The sequence below is a fragment of the Streptomyces sp. NPDC002076 genome (genome assembly GCF_053593835.1).
Map to the genome: position 1 here is coordinate 65,950 of NZ_JBSFDI010000033.1, position 16,855 is coordinate 82,804.

General features: G+C 68.5%; 16 protein-coding genes. 4 read left to right on the forward strand and 12 right to left on the reverse strand.

Annotation, left to right across the window (positions count from 1 at the left end):
- The first annotated feature begins 65 nt into the window (after positions 1-65).
- Positions 66-698: a winged helix-turn-helix transcriptional regulator gene (locus ACWCQS_RS41855; protein ID WP_451009360.1), complete on the forward strand. Its 633-nt coding sequence runs from the start codon at positions 66-68 to the stop codon at positions 696-698.
- Positions 699-990: 292 nt separating this feature from the next.
- On the opposite strand, the gene ACWCQS_RS41860 is transcribed toward ACWCQS_RS41855, so the two are convergent.
- From ACWCQS_RS41860 to ACWCQS_RS41880, 5 genes are all read right to left on the reverse strand, one after another.
- Complete coding sequence (locus ACWCQS_RS41860; protein ID WP_451009361.1) at positions 991-1,347, reverse strand: nitrile hydratase accessory protein; 357 nt, start codon at positions 1,345-1,347, stop codon at positions 991-993.
- Positions 1,344-1,946: a nitrile hydratase subunit alpha gene (gene nthA, locus ACWCQS_RS41865; protein ID WP_451009362.1), complete on the reverse strand. Its 603-nt coding sequence runs from the start codon at positions 1,944-1,946 to the stop codon at positions 1,344-1,346. The genes ACWCQS_RS41860 and nthA overlap by 4 nt, the downstream gene beginning before the upstream one ends.
- The gene (gene nthB, locus ACWCQS_RS41870; protein ID WP_451009363.1) at positions 1,946-2,641 is read right to left on the reverse strand and encodes a nitrile hydratase subunit beta; all 696 of its coding nucleotides are present in this window, start codon (positions 2,639-2,641) and stop codon (positions 1,946-1,948) included. Before nthB ends, nthA begins: the two co-directional genes overlap by 1 nt.
- Positions 2,642-2,995: 354 nt before the next feature.
- Entirely contained in the window at positions 2,996-3,673 is a 678-nt protein-coding gene (locus ACWCQS_RS41875; RefSeq protein WP_451009364.1) for a hypothetical protein, read from the reverse strand.
- Between the two features lie 1,119 nt (positions 3,674-4,792).
- The gene (locus tag ACWCQS_RS41880; protein ID WP_451009365.1) at positions 4,793-5,245 is read right to left on the reverse strand and encodes a MarR family winged helix-turn-helix transcriptional regulator; all 453 of its coding nucleotides are present in this window, start codon (positions 5,243-5,245) and stop codon (positions 4,793-4,795) included.
- Between the two features lie 265 nt (positions 5,246-5,510).
- On the opposite strand from ACWCQS_RS41880, the gene ACWCQS_RS41885 reads away from it, so the two are divergent.
- The gene (locus ACWCQS_RS41885) at positions 5,511-5,990 is read left to right on the forward strand and encodes an allene oxide cyclase barrel-like domain-containing protein (RefSeq protein WP_451009366.1); all 480 of its coding nucleotides are present in this window, start codon (positions 5,511-5,513) and stop codon (positions 5,988-5,990) included.
- Between the two features lie 118 nt (positions 5,991-6,108).
- Here the strand turns inward: ACWCQS_RS41885 and ACWCQS_RS41890 are convergent, their stop codons facing one another.
- Positions 6,109-6,834, reverse strand: a complete 726-nt coding sequence (locus ACWCQS_RS41890; protein ID WP_451009382.1) for a helix-turn-helix domain-containing protein — start codon at positions 6,832-6,834, stop codon at positions 6,109-6,111.
- 360 nt (positions 6,835-7,194) lie between these two features.
- On the opposite strand from ACWCQS_RS41890, the gene ACWCQS_RS41895 reads away from it, so the two are divergent.
- A complete protein-coding gene (locus tag ACWCQS_RS41895; RefSeq protein ID WP_451009367.1) occupies positions 7,195-7,647 on the forward strand; it encodes a peptidoglycan-binding domain-containing protein in 453 nt (150 codons plus the stop codon).
- A gap of 151 nt (positions 7,648-7,798) precedes the next feature.
- Here ACWCQS_RS41895 and ACWCQS_RS41900 read toward each other — a convergent pair whose 3' ends face one another.
- From ACWCQS_RS41900 to ACWCQS_RS41915, 4 genes are all read right to left on the reverse strand, one after another.
- Positions 7,799-8,404, reverse strand: coding sequence for an alpha/beta hydrolase (locus ACWCQS_RS41900; RefSeq protein WP_451009368.1), 606 nt, complete (start codon positions 8,402-8,404; stop codon positions 7,799-7,801).
- Positions 8,405-8,752, reverse strand: coding sequence for an alpha/beta hydrolase (locus tag ACWCQS_RS41905; RefSeq protein WP_451009369.1), 348 nt, complete (start codon positions 8,750-8,752; stop codon positions 8,405-8,407). It lies immediately after the preceding gene.
- A gap of 1,047 nt (positions 8,753-9,799) precedes the next feature.
- Positions 9,800-10,003, reverse strand: coding sequence for a cold-shock protein (locus ACWCQS_RS41910; RefSeq protein WP_055492756.1), 204 nt, complete (start codon positions 10,001-10,003; stop codon positions 9,800-9,802).
- 613 nt (positions 10,004-10,616) lie between these two features.
- Entirely contained in the window at positions 10,617-11,744 is a 1,128-nt protein-coding gene (locus ACWCQS_RS41915; RefSeq protein WP_451009370.1) for a PP2C family protein-serine/threonine phosphatase, read from the reverse strand.
- Between the two features lie 1,050 nt (positions 11,745-12,794).
- Between ACWCQS_RS41915 and ACWCQS_RS41920 the strand changes: the two genes are divergently transcribed.
- Positions 12,795-13,181 (forward strand): heavy metal-responsive transcriptional regulator, encoded by a 387-nt coding sequence (locus ACWCQS_RS41920; protein WP_451009371.1) that lies wholly within the window; start codon positions 12,795-12,797, stop codon positions 13,179-13,181.
- Between the two features lie 1,158 nt (positions 13,182-14,339).
- On the opposite strand, the gene ACWCQS_RS41925 is transcribed toward ACWCQS_RS41920, so the two are convergent.
- Both ACWCQS_RS41925 and ACWCQS_RS41930 read right to left on the reverse strand, forming a co-directional pair.
- A complete protein-coding gene (locus tag ACWCQS_RS41925) occupies positions 14,340-15,569 on the reverse strand; it encodes a GNAT family N-acetyltransferase (RefSeq protein WP_451009372.1) in 1,230 nt (409 codons plus the stop codon).
- A gap of 513 nt (positions 15,570-16,082) precedes the next feature.
- Positions 16,083-16,637, reverse strand: a complete 555-nt coding sequence (locus ACWCQS_RS41930) for an N-acetyltransferase family protein (protein ID WP_451009373.1) — start codon at positions 16,635-16,637, stop codon at positions 16,083-16,085.
- Between the last annotated feature and the right edge of the window lie 218 nt (positions 16,638-16,855).

Sequence of the window (16,855 nt, forward strand, 5' to 3'; positions counted from 1 at the left end):
GGGCGGCGGCCGCGGGTGCGAGCCGTCCTGGGAATCGATAGATAGGAGCATATGCTCCTATTGGCGTGGGGTGCAAGCGCCGAGAGGGAAGAGCTGGCCGACCACCCGCCGGCACCACCCGACACCCCCCGGGCCTACGTGGTGGTCGACCAGCCCGTTGGCGTCAGGTACTGCTAGATCGCGGCGGCGCTGGAGATCGCCGACGAGCCGGACGTCGCCGCCGGCGCTGCGCGAGATGGCCTACGGCGCGCACCGGTTGTCCGACGATCACCGGACAAACCGGGGCGCCGCCGGACATCCTCACGGACCGGCTGGGCAAGGAGAACGCCGGGGTCATCACCCGCCGCCGGCACTGTGGGCACCCTCCGCGCTACGAGTACCACCTGTCCCAGGCCGGCCGTGTTTTGCTCCCGGTGATGCCCGCCCTGCGCGAGTGGGGCGACAAGCGGGCCGTCACCACTGCCCCGCTGGACTCCCAGCACCTGCGGCCACCCGGCGGCGACAACCCGCGCCGCCGCCCATGCGATGCGTCGGTCCTGCAGAAGCCTGACCGCGCTCCGACCCGGCCGAGCCGGACGCTCCGCCGGAACCGCGGGCCGCATGACTCTGGGACCCGTCGCAGGGAAGGACGCACCCCCAACGCCGGAGATTCCCCGGGAGCCGCAGGCCGCCTTGGCGGAGCCCGTCGGCGGACCTGACCCGGCTGTCCCGGGCGGATTCCTGCCTCCCAGGGGCTGGGGCGAAGCGGCGGTGCAGCAAGGGGTCCCTCGGTGGCGAGTTCGCCGTCGGCGACCGCTGAACGCCGAACGCCGTAACGCCAGTGCCTGCGGGCGATGTCGAAGGTCCTCGGCACAGACGCGGCACATGTCCGCTCAGCCCCGGCGGCTTGGTGGCGAGCCGGGGCCGTGCAGTGCCTGCGTTCACTCGCCCGGGAACCTCCCGAGGAGGGCGCTGACGGGGCCCCAAGAGGACGCCGGGACGGCGTTGCGGTCAGTGCGTGTGGCCGGGGTGGTCACGGTGGTCGTGACCCGGAGGGCGTTGTGCCAGTGCCTGGGCGCGTGTGGTGACCTCGTCCGTGGACACGGCACACAGGCCGGCGAGCACGTCCTCCAGGGCGGCCAGCCAGAGCCGGTAGTAGTCGTACGGTTCATCCACGGCCGCGGAGGTCTCCCAGGTTCTGATCCGGGCGATCAGTGCGGCCTGGAATTGCGGCCAGGTGAACGCGCCTGCCTCGTAAAGACTGACGGCCATGCCGAAGGCGCGGCTCTCCCACGGTTCGGCGAACACCAACTCCCCGTTGGAGCGGGGCGGTGCGGCCGGGCCCTCGATGTCCAGCGGCGCACTCATGGCGTTTCGACCTTCGCCACGCCGACCATGGCGTCCCTCGTCACCAGCGGCACGAGTTCCTCCTCCGTCAGGTGCTCGGTGCCGGCCGGGCGTTCGGGCAGGACCAGCCAGCGGACCTCGCTGGTGGAGTCGCGGACGGTGATCTGCACGTCGTCATTGAGGTCCAGGCCCATCTCGGACAGCACCGTGCGGGGCTCCTTGACCACGCGGGCGCGGTAGGCGGGGTCCTTGTACCAGCCCGGCGGCAGACCCAGCACCGGCCACGGGTAGCACGAACACAGCGTACACACCACCACGTTGTGGGTCGTCGCGGTGTTCTCCACCACCACGATGTGCTCCCCTTGGAACCCTCCGAAGCCCAGTTCCTTGATGGCGGCCGTGCCGTCCTCGAGCAGCCGCCGTCGGTAGTCCGGGTCCGTCCAGGCCCTGGCGACGACCTTCGCGCCGTTGAGCGGGCCCACGTTGGTCTCATAGGTGGTGATGAACCCGTCGATCACCTTCGGATCGATCAGGCCCCGCTCGGTGAGCAACTGCTCTAGCGCCTCGGTACGCAGAGCCGCGGGAATGGTCTCGTCCCGGTCGATATGGGTAGCGGTCATCAGGTGGTCTCCAGGTAGCTCTCGAACATTTCCACGGTGACGTCGAAGGGTTCGGCGTCGGGGCCCCACAATTCGCGTGAGTCGAATCGCACCGAGTAGACGTGCTGCGGGTTCTCGCCCAGGAAGTGGGCGTTGGTGTCCGGCAGCACGTGGGCCGGCTGGACGATCTCGACGACGCCGGTGTGGCCGCGCACATAGCGCGGCAGCCTGGTGTGCCCGGGTACGGACACGTTCTTGGCCTGTACCCGCTCGCCGACGGCGAAGGCCGGAGGGGCGTCCACGGTGCGCAGTGAACCCTGGGCGGTCGGCGCGTAGTCCGGCTTGGCGGGCTCCGGGACCGGCGGCTCCTCCACGTGTTCGCCGCGCAGGTTGCGGGCACGGGCGTCGATCGCGCCCGGCGCCAGGATCGCGCTGTCGAGGAGCCTCAACTCCCCGGCGTTGAGCCAGCGCCCGTAGTAGCCGTCGTCCAGGTAGGCGGCTCGGTCAAGGCGTTCCAGCGCATGCCGGAAGGAGTCCAGGTTCCCCCCGGAGACCCGGTTGGAGAAGATCGCCAGCGCGAATGCCCGGCCCTCCCAGGGTTCCTCGAAAACAGGTTCATCGCGTCTCGGCGGATGCATGGGGCCCCATCCTGGGGTTCCTCCCATGTCAGCAAGTCCATCCATTGCATACCTCTCATACAGTGCACCAACCAACATTCTTGCTCAGATCGCAAGAATCAGACGTCCCTCTCGCATCGCGCTGAGCTGCGCTCTTCTGTCGCTCCTCGCGACAGGTGCGGAACCGCATGCGTTGGGAAGGCGCCGACCGGTCGTCCGGGGTCACCCCACGGCCGGCGCGGCACTTCAGATATTAAGAGCATATGCTCCTATTTTGACGATGTCAAACCTGGAGCCCATCGTTTCCCGACGCTGGGCGGACGGTCATGTCAGTCAGGGATCTACGCGGCCCGCTGGCGTCCGCATGCGGTGTCGTCCGGACCCTGCGCCAGTGAGCCACGCAGTCGTTCCCTTTACGGCATCAGGGCCTGATGGAATCCCACCAGGGGCCCCCTACTTCTTCAGCACGCCCCAGAGCTGGTTGTCGTGGACGCGCGCCGGGTTGCCGAGCAGGTGAGCAACGCGGATCGGCATGTCGGCCGCATGCCTGCGGCCCGGCTCACCGTAGTAGGTCATCGCGAACGGGTGGGCGTAGTCCGTGGTCGAGCCATTGACGATCGGGAAGTACCCCTTGGCCGCAGTCCTGGGAGAATCGGCGGTGTCGATGATCCACACGGTGGTGCCCGGCGTGTCGCACGTCTGCAGGGAGAGCCTCTCGTTCTGGTGCGCGACAGCCTCCAGGCCGACGCACAGGTGGCTGGGCACCCCGTTGGGCGCGAACTCGAGCTGCGCGGCGTTCAGGTTGCCGTAGTGCTTGTTCACGTCAGCGGATACCAGGCCGGCCTTGAAGAAGCCGGAGACCAGACCGCCGCGGTGGCCGATGATGTCCTGCCCCGGGTTGGAGCCGTTGACGCGGTTCAGGACGGTCGACTGGCCGACCTGCGCCACGCCATGGGACACGGTCTCGATGAAGTTGGGGTTGGCGGCTGTGCCGAACTTGGCACTGAAAACCTCGATCTTCGCAGGGGCCGGGGTGGCCGCGCTCGCGGAGAACGCACCCACCGTGCCGATGCTGCCAGCCGCCGTGGTCAGCAGCGCCACCGCCGCAAGTGACTTGATCTTGATGATCATATGGGATTCCTTCCTCAGGTCGCAGCCCGTACGCGGATGTCACGGTCCGGGCCACCGATAGGAGCATATGCTCCTATCGGTGAGGTGGCAAGCAGGTCTCTCCCTTGCCTTCCCCGTCGGCCCCGCAACGGGGTGCGGGCCCCGGGTCGGCATGACGTCCGCGCTGCGACGAGGACGCCTGAGAGCTGCCTCGCCGACCGACACCTCACACCCCGGCGGTCCGGATCAACGGCCCCTTGCAGGCAACTGACCGATCGCTCCGTATCGCGGCACCGCGCCGACCCTTCGCCGAGGGCTAGCAGGTGCGGGCAAAACCGTGTCAGCATCCGGGCGCACCAGGCTGCCAGGCTGCGTGCGGGGACGCACCGGCGTCGTCGAGGTCGTCCAGCCCGCCGCCGTGCTGCCGCACACCTACGTGCAGCACCTGAGCGAGATCCCGCAGTGCGTCTGCTCAGCGTGGGCTCGCGCGAGTCGCGGGGCGCCGACGCTGAACCCTTCGCACTCCCCGTGGAGCCGTACGACGGCCCGGGCGCACTGGCAGGCGCGCATTGCGGGCCGGCTGACGCAGGCGGCCGGACGCCGGACGAACGCACACGGTCTGGCCAGGCAGGCGCGGACCGCGCCGCCCCGTCCGAAACGGGCGGTGCGGCCACACACCTCTCGCGGGACCGTGCGCCGGTGACGGATGAGAGTTCTACTCAATCCGGCCCGCGGCGGCACCACCAGGTTTTCTGTGACACCCAGGCGCTCCGCAGCACTCGCAGACGGTCGGGATGGCTCTTCGGCCACAGCGGCAAGAGTCGGCGTTTCGGCGCATGCCGAGATCGATGAAGGCACGCCCCTCCCCCGCCCGAGGCAACCCGCCGGCCGTCGCCCACAAGCCATGCCTGGGTCACGGCGCCGCCGTCGGTGGGGCACTGGACCGTGTCAGGGCAGGTCAATAGGCGGCGTTCGGTGGGCACCGAAGGGGTCAAGCGCGCCGGACGCAAGATCCGTCAGACCGCTGAACGCCCAGGAGCTTCCTGAGAGGTGACTGCTTGCCGAGTGGTCTGCCACCGAGCCGCAGCCGGTGCGGTTCCGGGTGTCCCAACCAGCCTCGGGCCTTCGGCGACGGCGACCTTACTCGGCCCAGGGCGTGAAGCCGGTCTCGAGGACGGCTTCGAGGAACGCACGCATCTGGGCTGCCTGTTCGGCCCCGAAACGCTCCTCGAACCGGGCTTGCATCTCCCGCCACAGCGGCAGCGCGGCCTTCATCCGGGAAACCCCCTCCGGCGTGATGGCGACGATCCGTGCCCGGCGGTCGGCCGCCGACGGCTCGACGGTCACCAGGCCCTCCCGCGCCAACGGCTTGAGGTTCGAAGCCATCGTCGTACGATCCATCGCGATCATGTCAGCGAGACTGGTGATCGTCATCTCCCCGTGTGCACTGAGCTTCTGCAGAATGCTCAACTGCGTCGCACGAAGACCGACCGAGGCCAGGGCTTTGTCATAGGTCGCACTCAGATACCGGGCCGCCTTACGCAGAGCCAGGTTGTTGCACGCATCAGCGGGGTCCGCCGGTGTAGTGACCATCTTCGCCTCCAGAGCACTCCCACCCATAATAAGAGCATATGCTCACCACAAAATTCCAGCTCAGGCCCCACTCGCGGTGACCCAATACCCGGCGCCCGAGGAAGCCGCTCCTGCTGCCCGGGACACATAGGAGCATACGCTCCTGAAGTCTCTGTCTTCACCGGCCGGGCCAGGCAAAAGCCGAACCGCCGATCATGCCCAAGCCGCAGGCGGGGCTCCTCCGGCCCTCCCCAGTCGCAAGATCAATCTCCGCTCCCTCGTCCCGGTGGGCGCGGCCGCCGCAGATCTCGCCGGAGCCCCGCTGGCATCAGCAAGCACCGGCAGCACACACGGCACGCACCAGCGCACGCAAACCATCCAGCTGGTCGCCAAGCAGACCCAGTCCCACCCCATCGACGTGGGCAAGAAGAGATACAGCCTCGGCGACCAGCTCGTCGTTGCCGAAGACCTGTATCAGAACGCAAAGAAGATCGGTGATCACGCCGTGGTCTGCACGTACGTGCACATCGGCCCGGACGAACTGCAGTGCCTTGACACCTTCGCCCTGCCCCAGGGGAAGATCACCGGACAGGCACTCCTCCACCTCCCGGCCAGCTCCACCGTCGATGTCGCCATCACCGGTGGCTCGGGCGCCTACAGCGGCGCCGGGGGTTATGTCCACACGGTCCCCGCCGGCACGACGGAGAGGCATGATCCGGCGTGCCCCGGGCGCCCCGCCATGCTCATCGCCCTGGCCTCCCCCTGAGCGGCTCACGAAGTGACGACCCGGCGGATGGATCTCGACCGTAGGGCGGCCGGCCGGGCAGCGGCATCGTAGGAACTCCAGGTCTGGGCGAGCACCGCGGTGCCAAGCCGGGAAGGGATCAGGTCTGGTTCGCGAGAATGGCGCTCGTCACCTGTCCCCGCACGAAGTCCTGGGCGTCGTACGGCGAGGCGGCCATGCGCTCCGAGCGAAAGGCGCTCGGCGTGCGGCCCGTCATCGCCTTGAACACGCGGTCGAAGTGGGGCTGATCGTGGTACCCGGCTTGCGTCGCGGCATCGGCCCAGCTGGCACCGGCCTCTTTCAGGTGTAAGGCCGCCTGCAGCCGCATCACCTGCGCCGCCCCCTTCGGCGTCAGCCCTGTGTAACAGCGGAAGCGCCGTTCGAGGTGGCGACGGCTCCAACCGGTCTGTGCCGCGAGTTCCTCGACCCGTACCCGTCCACTGGTCCTCTGTATCTGGCGCCAGGCCCAGACCACCTCGGGGCTCACAGCAGGGCCTGCGTCGAGTGCCGCGCGCAGCACGCGGTCCAATACAGCGAAGCGGCTGTGCCAGTCCGGGACCTGCGCCAGCCGGGCGGGCAGGTCTGCCCAGGGCCGGCGGCAGAGGTCCTCGGGAGGAACGGACAGCTCAGCCCATTCGGACATGGGCACTCCGAACAGCCGGTAGGCGGCGAGGGGGCTGAGCAGGACGGTCACCCCATGGATGAGGCCGGTGTGCTCGCCGATCGCGCCCGTCGTCCGGATGCCGCCGGCCAACGAGGACCCGCTCCACGTGCGTCTCGGGTCACAGGAGTCGAGAACGCGCAGCGGGTCGCCGAAGCCCAGCATCACCTTCACCACTCCGTCAGGGATCAGGAGTCTGCGCCGTGCTCCGATCGCATGGAAACGAAAGCCGCGATAGCCCAGGACCTGATCGCGTAAGTCAGGGGCAGCGCGCCGTTCGAGCAGTTCGTGTCTGTACATGGGTCGAACCCCCATAGGTCGACGTGAACACGGCAAAGACCGTAGGCGATACAGACGCTGTAAGGCACGAGCGAGGGGAATTTGGCCGAATCAGGCACCGAGGGCCGGTAGGTCGCATTCGTACAAGCCTGGCCACACGTTCCTGGAAACGCTTGGGTCAGCGCGGACGGCCGGTGACGGCGGCCGCGTCAAGGCTCTGCGGAATCCGATCGGAAAGAGGAAGCAATGCGATCTTCTCTGACTAAGGCGCTCCTCACCGCAACCGCCCTCGCCGGGATTGCGGCTGGGAGTCTCGCGGGCGCAAGCGCGAGCGTGGCGGCCCCGCAGGCGGCCGCCACGCCCGCGGTCGGCAGCCGGCACATCTCCCCGCTCGCCGTGAACAACCTCGGCCTGAACACGGCCCGGGCAGAAAACTGGCAGAGCTGCCTGAACGCCTGGGGCTTCAACGCCGGCACCGTCGACGGGCAACTGGGCACCAACAGCTGGGAGGCGGCGCAGAGGATGCTCAACGCCTGGGGCTACAACGCCGGCACCGTGGACGGGATCGTCGGCACCAACACGATCAAGGCGCTGCAGCGCTTTCTGAACGCCGTCGGCTACAACGCCGGTGCCGTTGACGGGATCGCCGGATCGCAGACCAGGACCGCGTTCTGGAACTACAACGCCACGGGCTGCTGAGTCAGCCAGCCGTGCAGCGCCGGTTGCAGCAACCGGCGCTGCACTGTACAGGCCTGGAACCTTCGTGGAAGCAGTGCCCGGCCAAGTAGGCCGAGCCGCCGCCGTGGGGCCGAACGCCTTCCCGGGCGGCCCACGGCCGAACGCACAAGCCTCACGGCAGGAACGTCACCTCGGGGAAGGCCGCGGACGGACCGTCGAGCAGGCGCCCCCGGCGGTGCCGCAGATGCAGGTCGAAGAAGGCGCGCGGGTACGCCTGCTGGATCCGCAGCGCCCGGACCGGCTCGAGCGTGCCGATCCAGCCCCGAAGCTCCTCGTCGCTCATCCCGGTCGCCTTGGCCAGCTGCGGGACCAGCACCTGGGCGTCACAGTACGACGAGTGGACCGCGCCCTCGGCCTGCACATTGAGCCGCCATCCCGTCAGATGCGACCAGAACTCCGCGACGCTCGGCTCTTCGGCCCGGGTGAACACGGCGGTCATCATCATGAACGGCTGGTCCAGATCGGTGGTGATCGTCGGCTCCATCGGGCCGTCGAAGCTCAGTCCGGCCCTCACGCGCCTGTCCTCCAGCATGACGAGGGCGGTCGCCGTTCCGCCCTTCGACCAGCCGAACATGCCGATACGGTCCAGGTCCAGGGCACCGCACAAACCGGCCGGCAGCGGCCGGTGCTGGGCGTCGGGGTTGCGTCCGGCGCCGAGGTCCTCGACCCGGTCGAGGACGAACCGGATGTCCCTCGCGAAGTCCGCCGGCCCCAGCACCTACCGCGGGTCGTGGAGCGGGACGACGACCCGCCCGTCGGGAAACTCGCTGAACGCATCGCCCGTGTGATCCACCGTGATCACCACATATCCATGGCCGGCCATCTCTTGCACCACGACAGTGGTGTCGGACCGGTGGTCGTGGGCGCCGTGCGAGAACACGACGACGGGCAGCCTCGCGCCCGCGCGCCGCACCGGAGCGCCCTCGTGACCGGCCGTGAGCGGCGCGAGCACGACGTCGGCGGGGAACCCAAGCGAGGTGAGAAGCGCCTGCAGCGGAGCAGCTTGCATCCAGGGCGCCCGCGGGTACCGGGCCACGTCCCGCGCGGGATACCAAACGCCGGCCATCAATTCGCGGTGCCGGCCCGGCCCGGCCCGGCCGCCGGACCCGGACGTGAATCGTCCGCAAGGTGCAGCGACATGGTGCCCACAGAATACGGCCCGGTGGGCATGGGAAGGGTGGGCCGCACCGAGCCCGGAGCGGTCGGGGCACCCCACGCGGGGCGCGCGACACCAAGTGGCACAGCGGCGCCGGCGGCCAGCGTGGCGCCCAGCAGGTGACGGCGTGTCATTCCATCGCGGTTGTTCGTGTCCATGGCGAAACGCTGTCAGGCGAGCAACCCGAGTACATCCGACCATGGGTTGCATGTCCACCGGGCATGCAACCACAGCCGTACGCCTGAGGGTCGAGGGTCAGAACCGCTGTGCCTGGCGTAGCTGGTCCATGTCGCCCACCGGACCGGGCAGCGGCTTCCCGAGGGTGACACCAACCGGTGTGCGCCGGTGGCGCCACTGCCGGCGGCCGCCGTGATGTTCTGTGTGATGGGACCTGGTGGGCGAGCGCGGGGCGGGAGAGGGCGGCCTCGCCGAGGAACTGTCAGCTGAGTCCGTCGGCCACCGTCTTGTAGGCCGCAGCCTGCGCGGGGGTCAGGTAGGGGGAGACCCGCACGAGGACAGTCGCGTGGACGTAGTCGTATTCGACGAGCACTGGCATCGACTTGGTGACCGCGAGACAGTACGCCCCGACCTCCAGATCGAGATCACTTTCGACTTCAGCTTCCCGAACGAGCCCGTGTTCCTTGCCGCCAACGCCGAGACCCGAACAGCGCCGCCAGGTTGCGCCGTACCAAGCAGGTATCGGCGACCGTCACGATCAGCAACGCCGGCCAGTGCGCCGCCAAGAAGCCAGGCCCTGGATGGGCCCATATGCTCGGGCTCCACTCGATCCAATGGGAGGGCGGTACGGACAGCATCGTTCACGGAAAGTGGTCACGAACGCTGCCTGGCCTCGACTTCACCGGCCTGACAGAACTGGCACCTGGCAACACGGAAGCGGGGCGAGACGGGCAAGCCCCAGCCGGTGGACGCACTGGCTGGGGCTTATTCGTGGCGTCGTCAGGCGGGGCGGATGTGCTCCGCCTGGGGGCCCTTCTGGCCCTGCGTGATGTCGAAGGTCACCTTCTGGCCTTCCTGCAGCTCCCGGAAGCCCTGGGCGTCGATGTTCGAGTAGTGGGCGAAGACGTCGGGGCCACCGCCGTCCTGCTCGATGAAGCCGAAGCCCTTCTCCGCGTTGAACCACTTCACCGTGCCTGTAGCCATGTGCCTGTCTCCCTCGAGGGACTCGTATCGGGCCCCGCACCGCGCGGGATCCGGAGGTGATCGCCCTGGTCCGGAGAGGCGTTGAACAGCAAAAACGCCCGTGACTGCGATCACGGGCGAACGGGACTTCGGAACCACGACTGCTGATCACGACGCTACACCGGCTGGTGCGACTCGGCCACTGGAACACGGCGTTGGCTTCGTCGGACTGCATTCGTCACCACTCACATCCCGAGGTCGGCGACCGCAGGAGCACACGCGCCGCCGACCTCCGGTTACCCGACATAGGAGGCCCGGATGGGAGGCCCGGGAGTGGAATGGGAGTGTCGCATTGATCGAGCCCGGCCGGAGACCCGAGCCGGCCGGGGTCTGCATCAGCGGCAGCGCTTCACAGCGCTGAACAGCTCATGCAAGGCCTCGCCGGTAGCAAGTCGGCCGCGACGGGCTCCATGCCGATGGGTACGCCACCGCAAAGGGTGTCACTACGACACCGTCCCGATAGGTGTCGAAATCCGCCGTCCGACCGATCCGCTTCCGGCCCGGGAAGCGTCCAGCCTGACCGCTGGGCCAGCTCAGTCGGCATCGAAGTTCTTGAAGTGGAAGCTGTCCCTCATCACCGGAACGGATATCCCTGCCGGTTGTGTTGTGGCTGAGCAGTTCGGATGGCCTGAGGGCCATGCTGCCTGCTTTCGCCTGCTTCATCGAGCCGTTCGGCTAGGAGCATCGCCGCATCATCCGCCAGGTAACCGTGGGTGTGGCGGATCAGTTCCTGGTGCAGCCGTTCCAGGAACTCCGACGGGGTACAGGGGTGCACCGATTCTGTGGTCTTGCGTAGCGGAAAGAAATCGCCGTCGGGGCTGCGGGCTTCGATCACGCCGTCGGTGTGCAGCAGGAGACGGTCACCGGGTACGAATGGGTAGCTCTCCGCTTTGGCAGGCGGAACGGTCATGAAATCTTCCAGGCCCAGGGGCGGCAGTGGGCAGGCGGGGATGAGGGCCTCCACCTTGCCCTGGCGGAGCACCAGCGGGGGCGGATGGCCGCGATTGAGCACCTCGACCACGAAGGCGTCTGATACCTGAGCCACGAGGGCTGTGACGAAATCCTCGGTCAGGTTGTCTTCCTCGGCCTGATCAACCGCGCTGAGCGCCGCCCGCTCGCGTTCCAGCGCTGCCGCGCAGTGATTCACCACCTCCGCGAGATCCTCGTCGTAGTGCGCGGCCTCCCGGAACGCACCCAGCACGGCTGCGGCCAGGCGCACGGCGGGCAACCCCTTGCCACGGACGTCTCCCACGATCATCCGGACCCCGTACCGAGTGTGCACTGCCTCGTACAGATCGCCACCGATCTGCGCGCCCGTCTCTGCCGCGAGGTACTTGCTGGCCATCTGGACGGGACCGAGCCGGGGCGGCACAGGCCGCAACAGAACCCGTTGTGCTGCCTCGGCGACTCGGCGAACCTGGTTGAGCTCGCTCTGCCTGCGCGTGCGCACTGCATTACTCATGGTGACACTCGCTGCCGACACTACGAGGAGGGAGATGAGGTTGCTGTAGACCTGGCCTCCCCAGCTGTGGTGGAGGGTGGCCGTGAGGACGGTGACGGTGAAGGCTCCGGCCGCTGCAGAAAGGGTGCCCTTGGGGCCCATCGTCAGCGAGGCCAATGCCGGCATGGCGGCGAGGAGAGGACCGGTGATCACCGCGTGTGCAGGGGAGAGTTCGATCCCCAGCGCGAGCAGTATGATCACGAATGGCACACACTGTACGAGTCTGAAGAGGACCGGGCTATGACCGCCCGCCACTGATGGACTGGATGGGCGGATGAGCGACCGCATGACTACAGCCTGCCCCTCCGATGTTGGGTGTTCCACCCGGCGCGGCTGTGAGCGCTCGGTACGCCATGCGACCGCTGACGTCGGCCAAGTCGTTGGCTCGAGTCCTTTCCCGTGTGGGCGATCCGCGGTCGAGGGGCCCACTGAGGCGCGCGAACTTCGGTCGGGCGGCGAGTCGAGGAGCAAGCGAGGCCTACGGCAGATTCTCGCTGTGAAGTCCACCGGGGCCTGCCGATCTGGCAGCGGGCATGGCAGAGCTGTCCACGCCGATGCGGGTGTAGGTGGCGGCCGGGCGGTTCACCGAGCGGACCCGACCTGCGAGAGCTAGCCGCGCGTCGATGCCGGCATCGCGAGGCGCGGCGTACGGCGCCTCGGCGACCGGCGTGCTGCACCGCCGACCGGAGCCGACCGGCACTTCGCGGGCAGTTGCTTCCCCAGTGGACCCGACCGTTGCCTGGACAGTTTGCTGCACCGTTGCACCGAGAGTTGCCGCACCCGTCTGCGCGTTTCCGGCGTACGCCCAGCTCACCCCCCATGGGCAAGCCCCCCGCCCTTACCGACACCTCACATCAAGGCCGCAGGACATGCGGGCTCAGCCTGTGGAAACCTTGGCACCAGCCGGTCCGTGAAGCTGGAACCCGTAAGCCGGGCGACCGGCCGAACCCCCTCATCGGGGAATCCCCGGGCTGGCGAGTGGCGGACCGAAGATCTCCCGTGCGATCTCCTCGGCCTGCGCCTGGGCGACCACGCGGCCGGCAATGCCCGGATGGTCGGTACCTCGACCAGTTCCACCTCCGCGGCCCGGCCTGCCAGTGCCACGGTGACCCGCTCCATGGCCAGCGGGGCGTTCGGGCACTGGGGAACCGTCAGCACCGTGATCCGCATCCTGATTGTCCTCCCGGCTCATCATCTGCCGCGGGGCTAGACCTTCCAGCGCACTGGAAGGTCAAGGCCCAGCTTGGAGGCATGCGCATCGGCGACCTCGCGGCGGTCAGCGGACTGACCACCAAGACCATTCGCTTCTACGAGCAGGCCGGCCTGCTGCCCGCCTCACCCCGCACCCCCGGCGGCTACCGCGACTACCCCGAGCAGACCGCCGCCCGGCTCGCCTTCATCCGCGACGCCCAGGGCGCCGGCCTCAGCCTCGCCGAGATCCGCTCCGTCCTCGGCCTGCGCGACTCCGGCCAGGCCCCTTGTGCACACGTCACCGCGCTCATCGACCAGCACCTCGCCGACATCGAACAGCGCCTGACCGAACTGACCGCCACCCGCGAGGCACTACGCGGCCTCGCCCGAGTGCCACCGCCACCGACCCGGCCGCCTGCACCGACGACGACATCTGTACCATCCTGACCCCACCGGCTACCCGGCCCGCCGCCTCTCACAGATGACTGCTTCCGAGAGACTGATCGGCAGGGCCCGCACAACCAGGCGCGGGCCCGCCCTGGCCGACCACCCGCACGAGTGAAGCGACGAGCATGTCTGGCCGTTCTCCAGGTTCTGGCCGCGATTGCGTGACCGGCCGGGAAAGGTGTCAGGTTCTCCGAAGAGACAGTCGATGGCCGGTCGTCCTGTCAGTCACGGCTCTCGTTCCGAGGATGTTGTGCAGGGCAACACGCGTTGGCCCGAATCGGGCATCAGCCGGGCAGACGAAGCCAGGGCGTGTTCGTGTGGTGACCTGCACGGCCAGAGAGACAGCAGTCGGGGTCTCGAACGCACGGAGGTGAGGGGCTTCCTCGCACCCGCCCCATTCCACCATGACCGTGAGGGTGCGATCGTCGCCGCTCACTGTGACCGGTCCGCTGATCGGCTCGTTCCTTGGTTCAGTCCTTGTGGGTCCTCCCGTTGTTGAGCAGCCTGTCAAGACAAGCAGCGTGACGATGGCCACCAGTACGACGGGATGATTGAGCGTCTGCGACTTCACGTGAGTTCGACGCCCGTAGGGGCGGTCAGGTTCGGCCGTCGGCCCGGCCGCACATCGCTCGCTTCAGCGTCTTCAGGCGGCTCACGTGCCCCTCAATGACGCCGGCACTTCACGGCAGGGTCAGGTCGGCGGTGGCGGCGTCGACGCCCCGGCGGAGGAGTCCGGCGAAGCCCTGTATCGGCTTCGGCCCCACTTGCTCAGCTTGGCGGAACGACTCCGGCAGCAACTGTCCCCGCCGGTGACGTACCAGATCGGCGAATGCGCGGGCGAGGCCGCGGGCCCGTGTGACATCCCGGCGGCCCGGCCGGACCGTTCTGCTGTACCGGCCCGCAGGGCGGCGAGGTGTCTGCCGATGGCGTGGTGGCCGCCCTGGCAGCCTCAGGCGCCGGCCCCCGCACATGCGGGAGTGCTGCGACGCCTGGATCGCTGCCGCTCGTCCACGCGATGGTCCCCGCGTACCGGTGTGCTCTCTTGTCAGGTCTCGCGGACGAGTGTGGTCCCGAGCATGCGCAGACGGTCCCAGCTCGGTGACGGGACATCGAAAGAAGACCTCCGACGAGACCTGTGTGCGGGTGGCGAGGGCGCGGTCAGAACCAGTGCAGGCAGTGCGGGGAGCGCTCGGCGCGGAAGAGGGCATCGGCGAGGGCGGCCGCGCCTGGGCGGTGGGCCCGGATGTGCCCGGCACGCACGAGCGTGCTGGGGGCGGTGCCGCCGAGATAGACCGAGCCCAGGTCGCTCACGTCCAGCGACAGGTCGGGCTCCCGGTCCGTCGGGACGCAGTCGGCCTTGCCGTCCCGGACGGTCAGCAGGTAGCGGCCGTGCTCGCCAAGGAACGGGTCGTTGACGTCGAGGACGAGGTCGCCGTCCACGAACCAGCCGCGCGCGGTCAGCGCACGCGGAACGTCCAGCAGCCGTACCCAGAGCCAGTCGGTGTCGCCGCTCACCTGGCCGGCGCGGAAGTCCGCGAACTGCCAGCGCAGCGGGTGCTCGGGCGGGAAGTGTTTGAACACGACCTGAGTGACCAGGTCGTGTCCGAGGACGAACCGGGCCAGGGATGTGAAGACGGCGTCGTCGGTGGCTATGGTCTCGTCGACCGTCAAGGTGTCGCCGTCGACCGCATAGCTGGCGTACCCGTCCGGGACGCCGTCGGCGTCACGGTGGACGGCGACGTAGCGCGGCGTCGGAGAGATCGGAGGCTGCCCCGCGCCCAGTGCCCACCAGCTCTGCGGCCGGGACAGCGCGCCGGGCTGTGTGCGGCGGTACCGGTCGTAGACCTCCTCCAGGATCTTGCCGCACTCGGCACGCCGCAGCAGCTCGATCGTGCCGGTGTCCGAGCCGGTCACCGGCGCGTCGGCCCCGCCCCGGGCCCGGGGATGGGCGAGGGCGGCCTTGTGGCGCGGCACCGTCAGCCGCTGTGTGTAGGTCGCCGGTCCGTAGCCGAATCTGCGGTAGATCAGCGCCTCGGAGGCCAGCAGTACGGAGAGGAACTCCCCTCGGACCCGCAGCTCGGTGAGCTGATGCCGCATCATCGCGCTGAGAACGCCCTGGCGTCGGTGCGAGGGCAGGACGCCGACGGCGGTCACCCCGCTGGCCGGGACGAGGATCTCACCGGGCAGGGTGAGCTCGAAGGAGTACGCACCGGCGGTGCCGACGGGCCGTCCGTCCGCCGTCATGGCGAGGAGGTTGCGGTCCATTTCGAGCGCCGCCCACCAGACCCCGCCGCCCTCGGCCGGGGTTTCCGGGAAGCGCCCGAACGCGGCATGGAGTGTGTCGACGAAGACGTCGAGATCCTGATCGGTCGTCGGACGGATCTCCATTGCTACCGCTGCCTCCCCGGGATGCCGGCACCACGAGGCCTGGTGCCCCGCCACAGTGCAGCGTTGACCCCATGGCCAGGTCAAGCGGATTACGGCCGGGCCCACGGCCGGTCACCGCACAGGCCGGTCCCAGCCCGGCTCCGGAGTTGAATTGCGGTGGTCGGGCTCGGCGACGGTGATCCCCACCGCTGCCCGCAGGCGAGGCCCAGCCCTCGGCACCACCGCCGGTATACGCCGTGGCGCAGTCGGAGGTCGAGGAACTGTCGTAGCCAGGCACGAGACCTGGATCCCCGCCACGTAACCGGTGCACCAAACCCGGGTGGTCAATCTGGCCGCGCTGTAGGGCTATTCGTACGCCTTCGACAACTCGGCCACGATGCCTTGCATCGGGGCTTGCTAGTAGCAGGGACGTTCGCCATCCGTACGTGGACTCAGTACCCTGCCAAGGCCGCGTGACGAGTCCGCCGAGCCTGGCCCGGGCAGAACCATCCACACAGGCGCCAATCCGCCTTTTCACTCCGAAACGGGCATGACCAGCGTCTCCACGAAGTCGACGGCGCCTTCACGCCGGTAGAAGCGCAGGGCACCGTCGTTGCCTGCCATGACGGAGATCTTCATGACCTGGACACCCGACTCGGCGAGACGCTGGCGCGCGGCCCTGAGCAGGGCCTGCCCGACTCCGGCCCCGCGGGCCTCGTCACCGACCACGAGGGTTTCCAGGACGCCGACTTGGTCTCCCCACTGCCATGATCCCGGGGCGTGGAGGATGCGCACTACCGCATAGCCGCGTAGGTGATCTCCATCCCGAGCGACCAGTACCGCGGTGAGCGGCTCCTGCATCCATTCGAGGTACTGCCCCCGTCGCAGACGCCATGAGTCCTCAGGCGAGCGAACCGCGCCCAGAGCCGCCAGATGTGGGGCCTTCCGGCTGTGGTGGACCAAGAGCTGCCCCCAGAGGCGCTCCAAACAGTCCACTTCAGAGGAAGCCAAGACGTCGATCACGGGATTCACGCAGGGAAGCGTAGCCAGCGAAGCCCCTTGGCCCCAATCGATTACCGGGTCAACCATCCGAGCAGAGCCCTGGATCGCAGTTCCTACCGGAGATCAGCGGGAATTGTGGATCTCCTCGGCCTGACCCAGCCGCGACCGGTCACCTTCGTGCTCGCCAACGATGTCGTGGACGCAGACAGCGGGCCTTGACCCCGAATCTTGGACACGGGCTATGCGGCTGGTGTCAGCGTAGTTGGTGCTGTTCGGGAGGCGGTTTCGTAGGCGATCGGGCTGCG

Excerpts from the sequence above, each read along its gene's own strand:
- ACWCQS_RS41910 (WP_055492756.1), bottom strand. The coding sequence starts at position 10,003 with ATGGCTACAGGCACGGTGAAGTGGTTCAACGCGGAGAAGGGCTTCGGC.
- nthA (WP_451009362.1), bottom strand. The coding sequence starts at position 1,946 with ATGACCGCTACCCATATCGACCGGGACGAGACCATTCCCGCGGCTCTG.
- ACWCQS_RS41920 (WP_451009371.1), top strand. The coding sequence starts at position 12,795 with ATGCGCATCGGCGACCTCGCGGCGGTCAGCGGACTGACCACCAAGACC.
- ACWCQS_RS41860 (WP_451009361.1), bottom strand. The coding sequence starts at position 1,347 with ATGAGTGCGCCGCTGGACATCGAGGGCCCGGCCGCACCGCCCCGCTCC.
- ACWCQS_RS41930 (WP_451009373.1), bottom strand. The coding sequence starts at position 16,637 with ATGGTTGACCCGGTAATCGATTGGGGCCAAGGGGCTTCGCTGGCTACG.
- ACWCQS_RS41905 (WP_451009369.1), bottom strand. The coding sequence starts at position 8,752 with ATGGCCGGCGTTTGGTATCCCGCGCGGGACGTGGCCCGGTACCCGCGG.
- ACWCQS_RS41880 (WP_451009365.1), bottom strand. The coding sequence starts at position 5,245 with ATGGTCACTACACCGGCGGACCCCGCTGATGCGTGCAACAACCTGGCT.
- nthB (WP_451009363.1), bottom strand. The coding sequence starts at position 2,641 with ATGTTGGTTGGTGCACTGTATGAGAGGTATGCAATGGATGGACTTGCT.
- ACWCQS_RS41925 (WP_451009372.1), bottom strand. The coding sequence starts at position 15,569 with ATGGAGATCCGTCCGACGACCGATCAGGATCTCGACGTCTTCGTCGAC.
- ACWCQS_RS41875 (WP_451009364.1), bottom strand. The coding sequence starts at position 3,673 with ATGATCATCAAGATCAAGTCACTTGCGGCGGTGGCGCTGCTGACCACG.
- ACWCQS_RS41895 (WP_451009367.1), top strand. The coding sequence starts at position 7,195 with ATGCGATCTTCTCTGACTAAGGCGCTCCTCACCGCAACCGCCCTCGCC.
- ACWCQS_RS41890 (WP_451009382.1), bottom strand. The coding sequence starts at position 6,834 with ATGCTGGGCTTCGGCGACCCGCTGCGCGTTCTCGACTCCTGTGACCCG.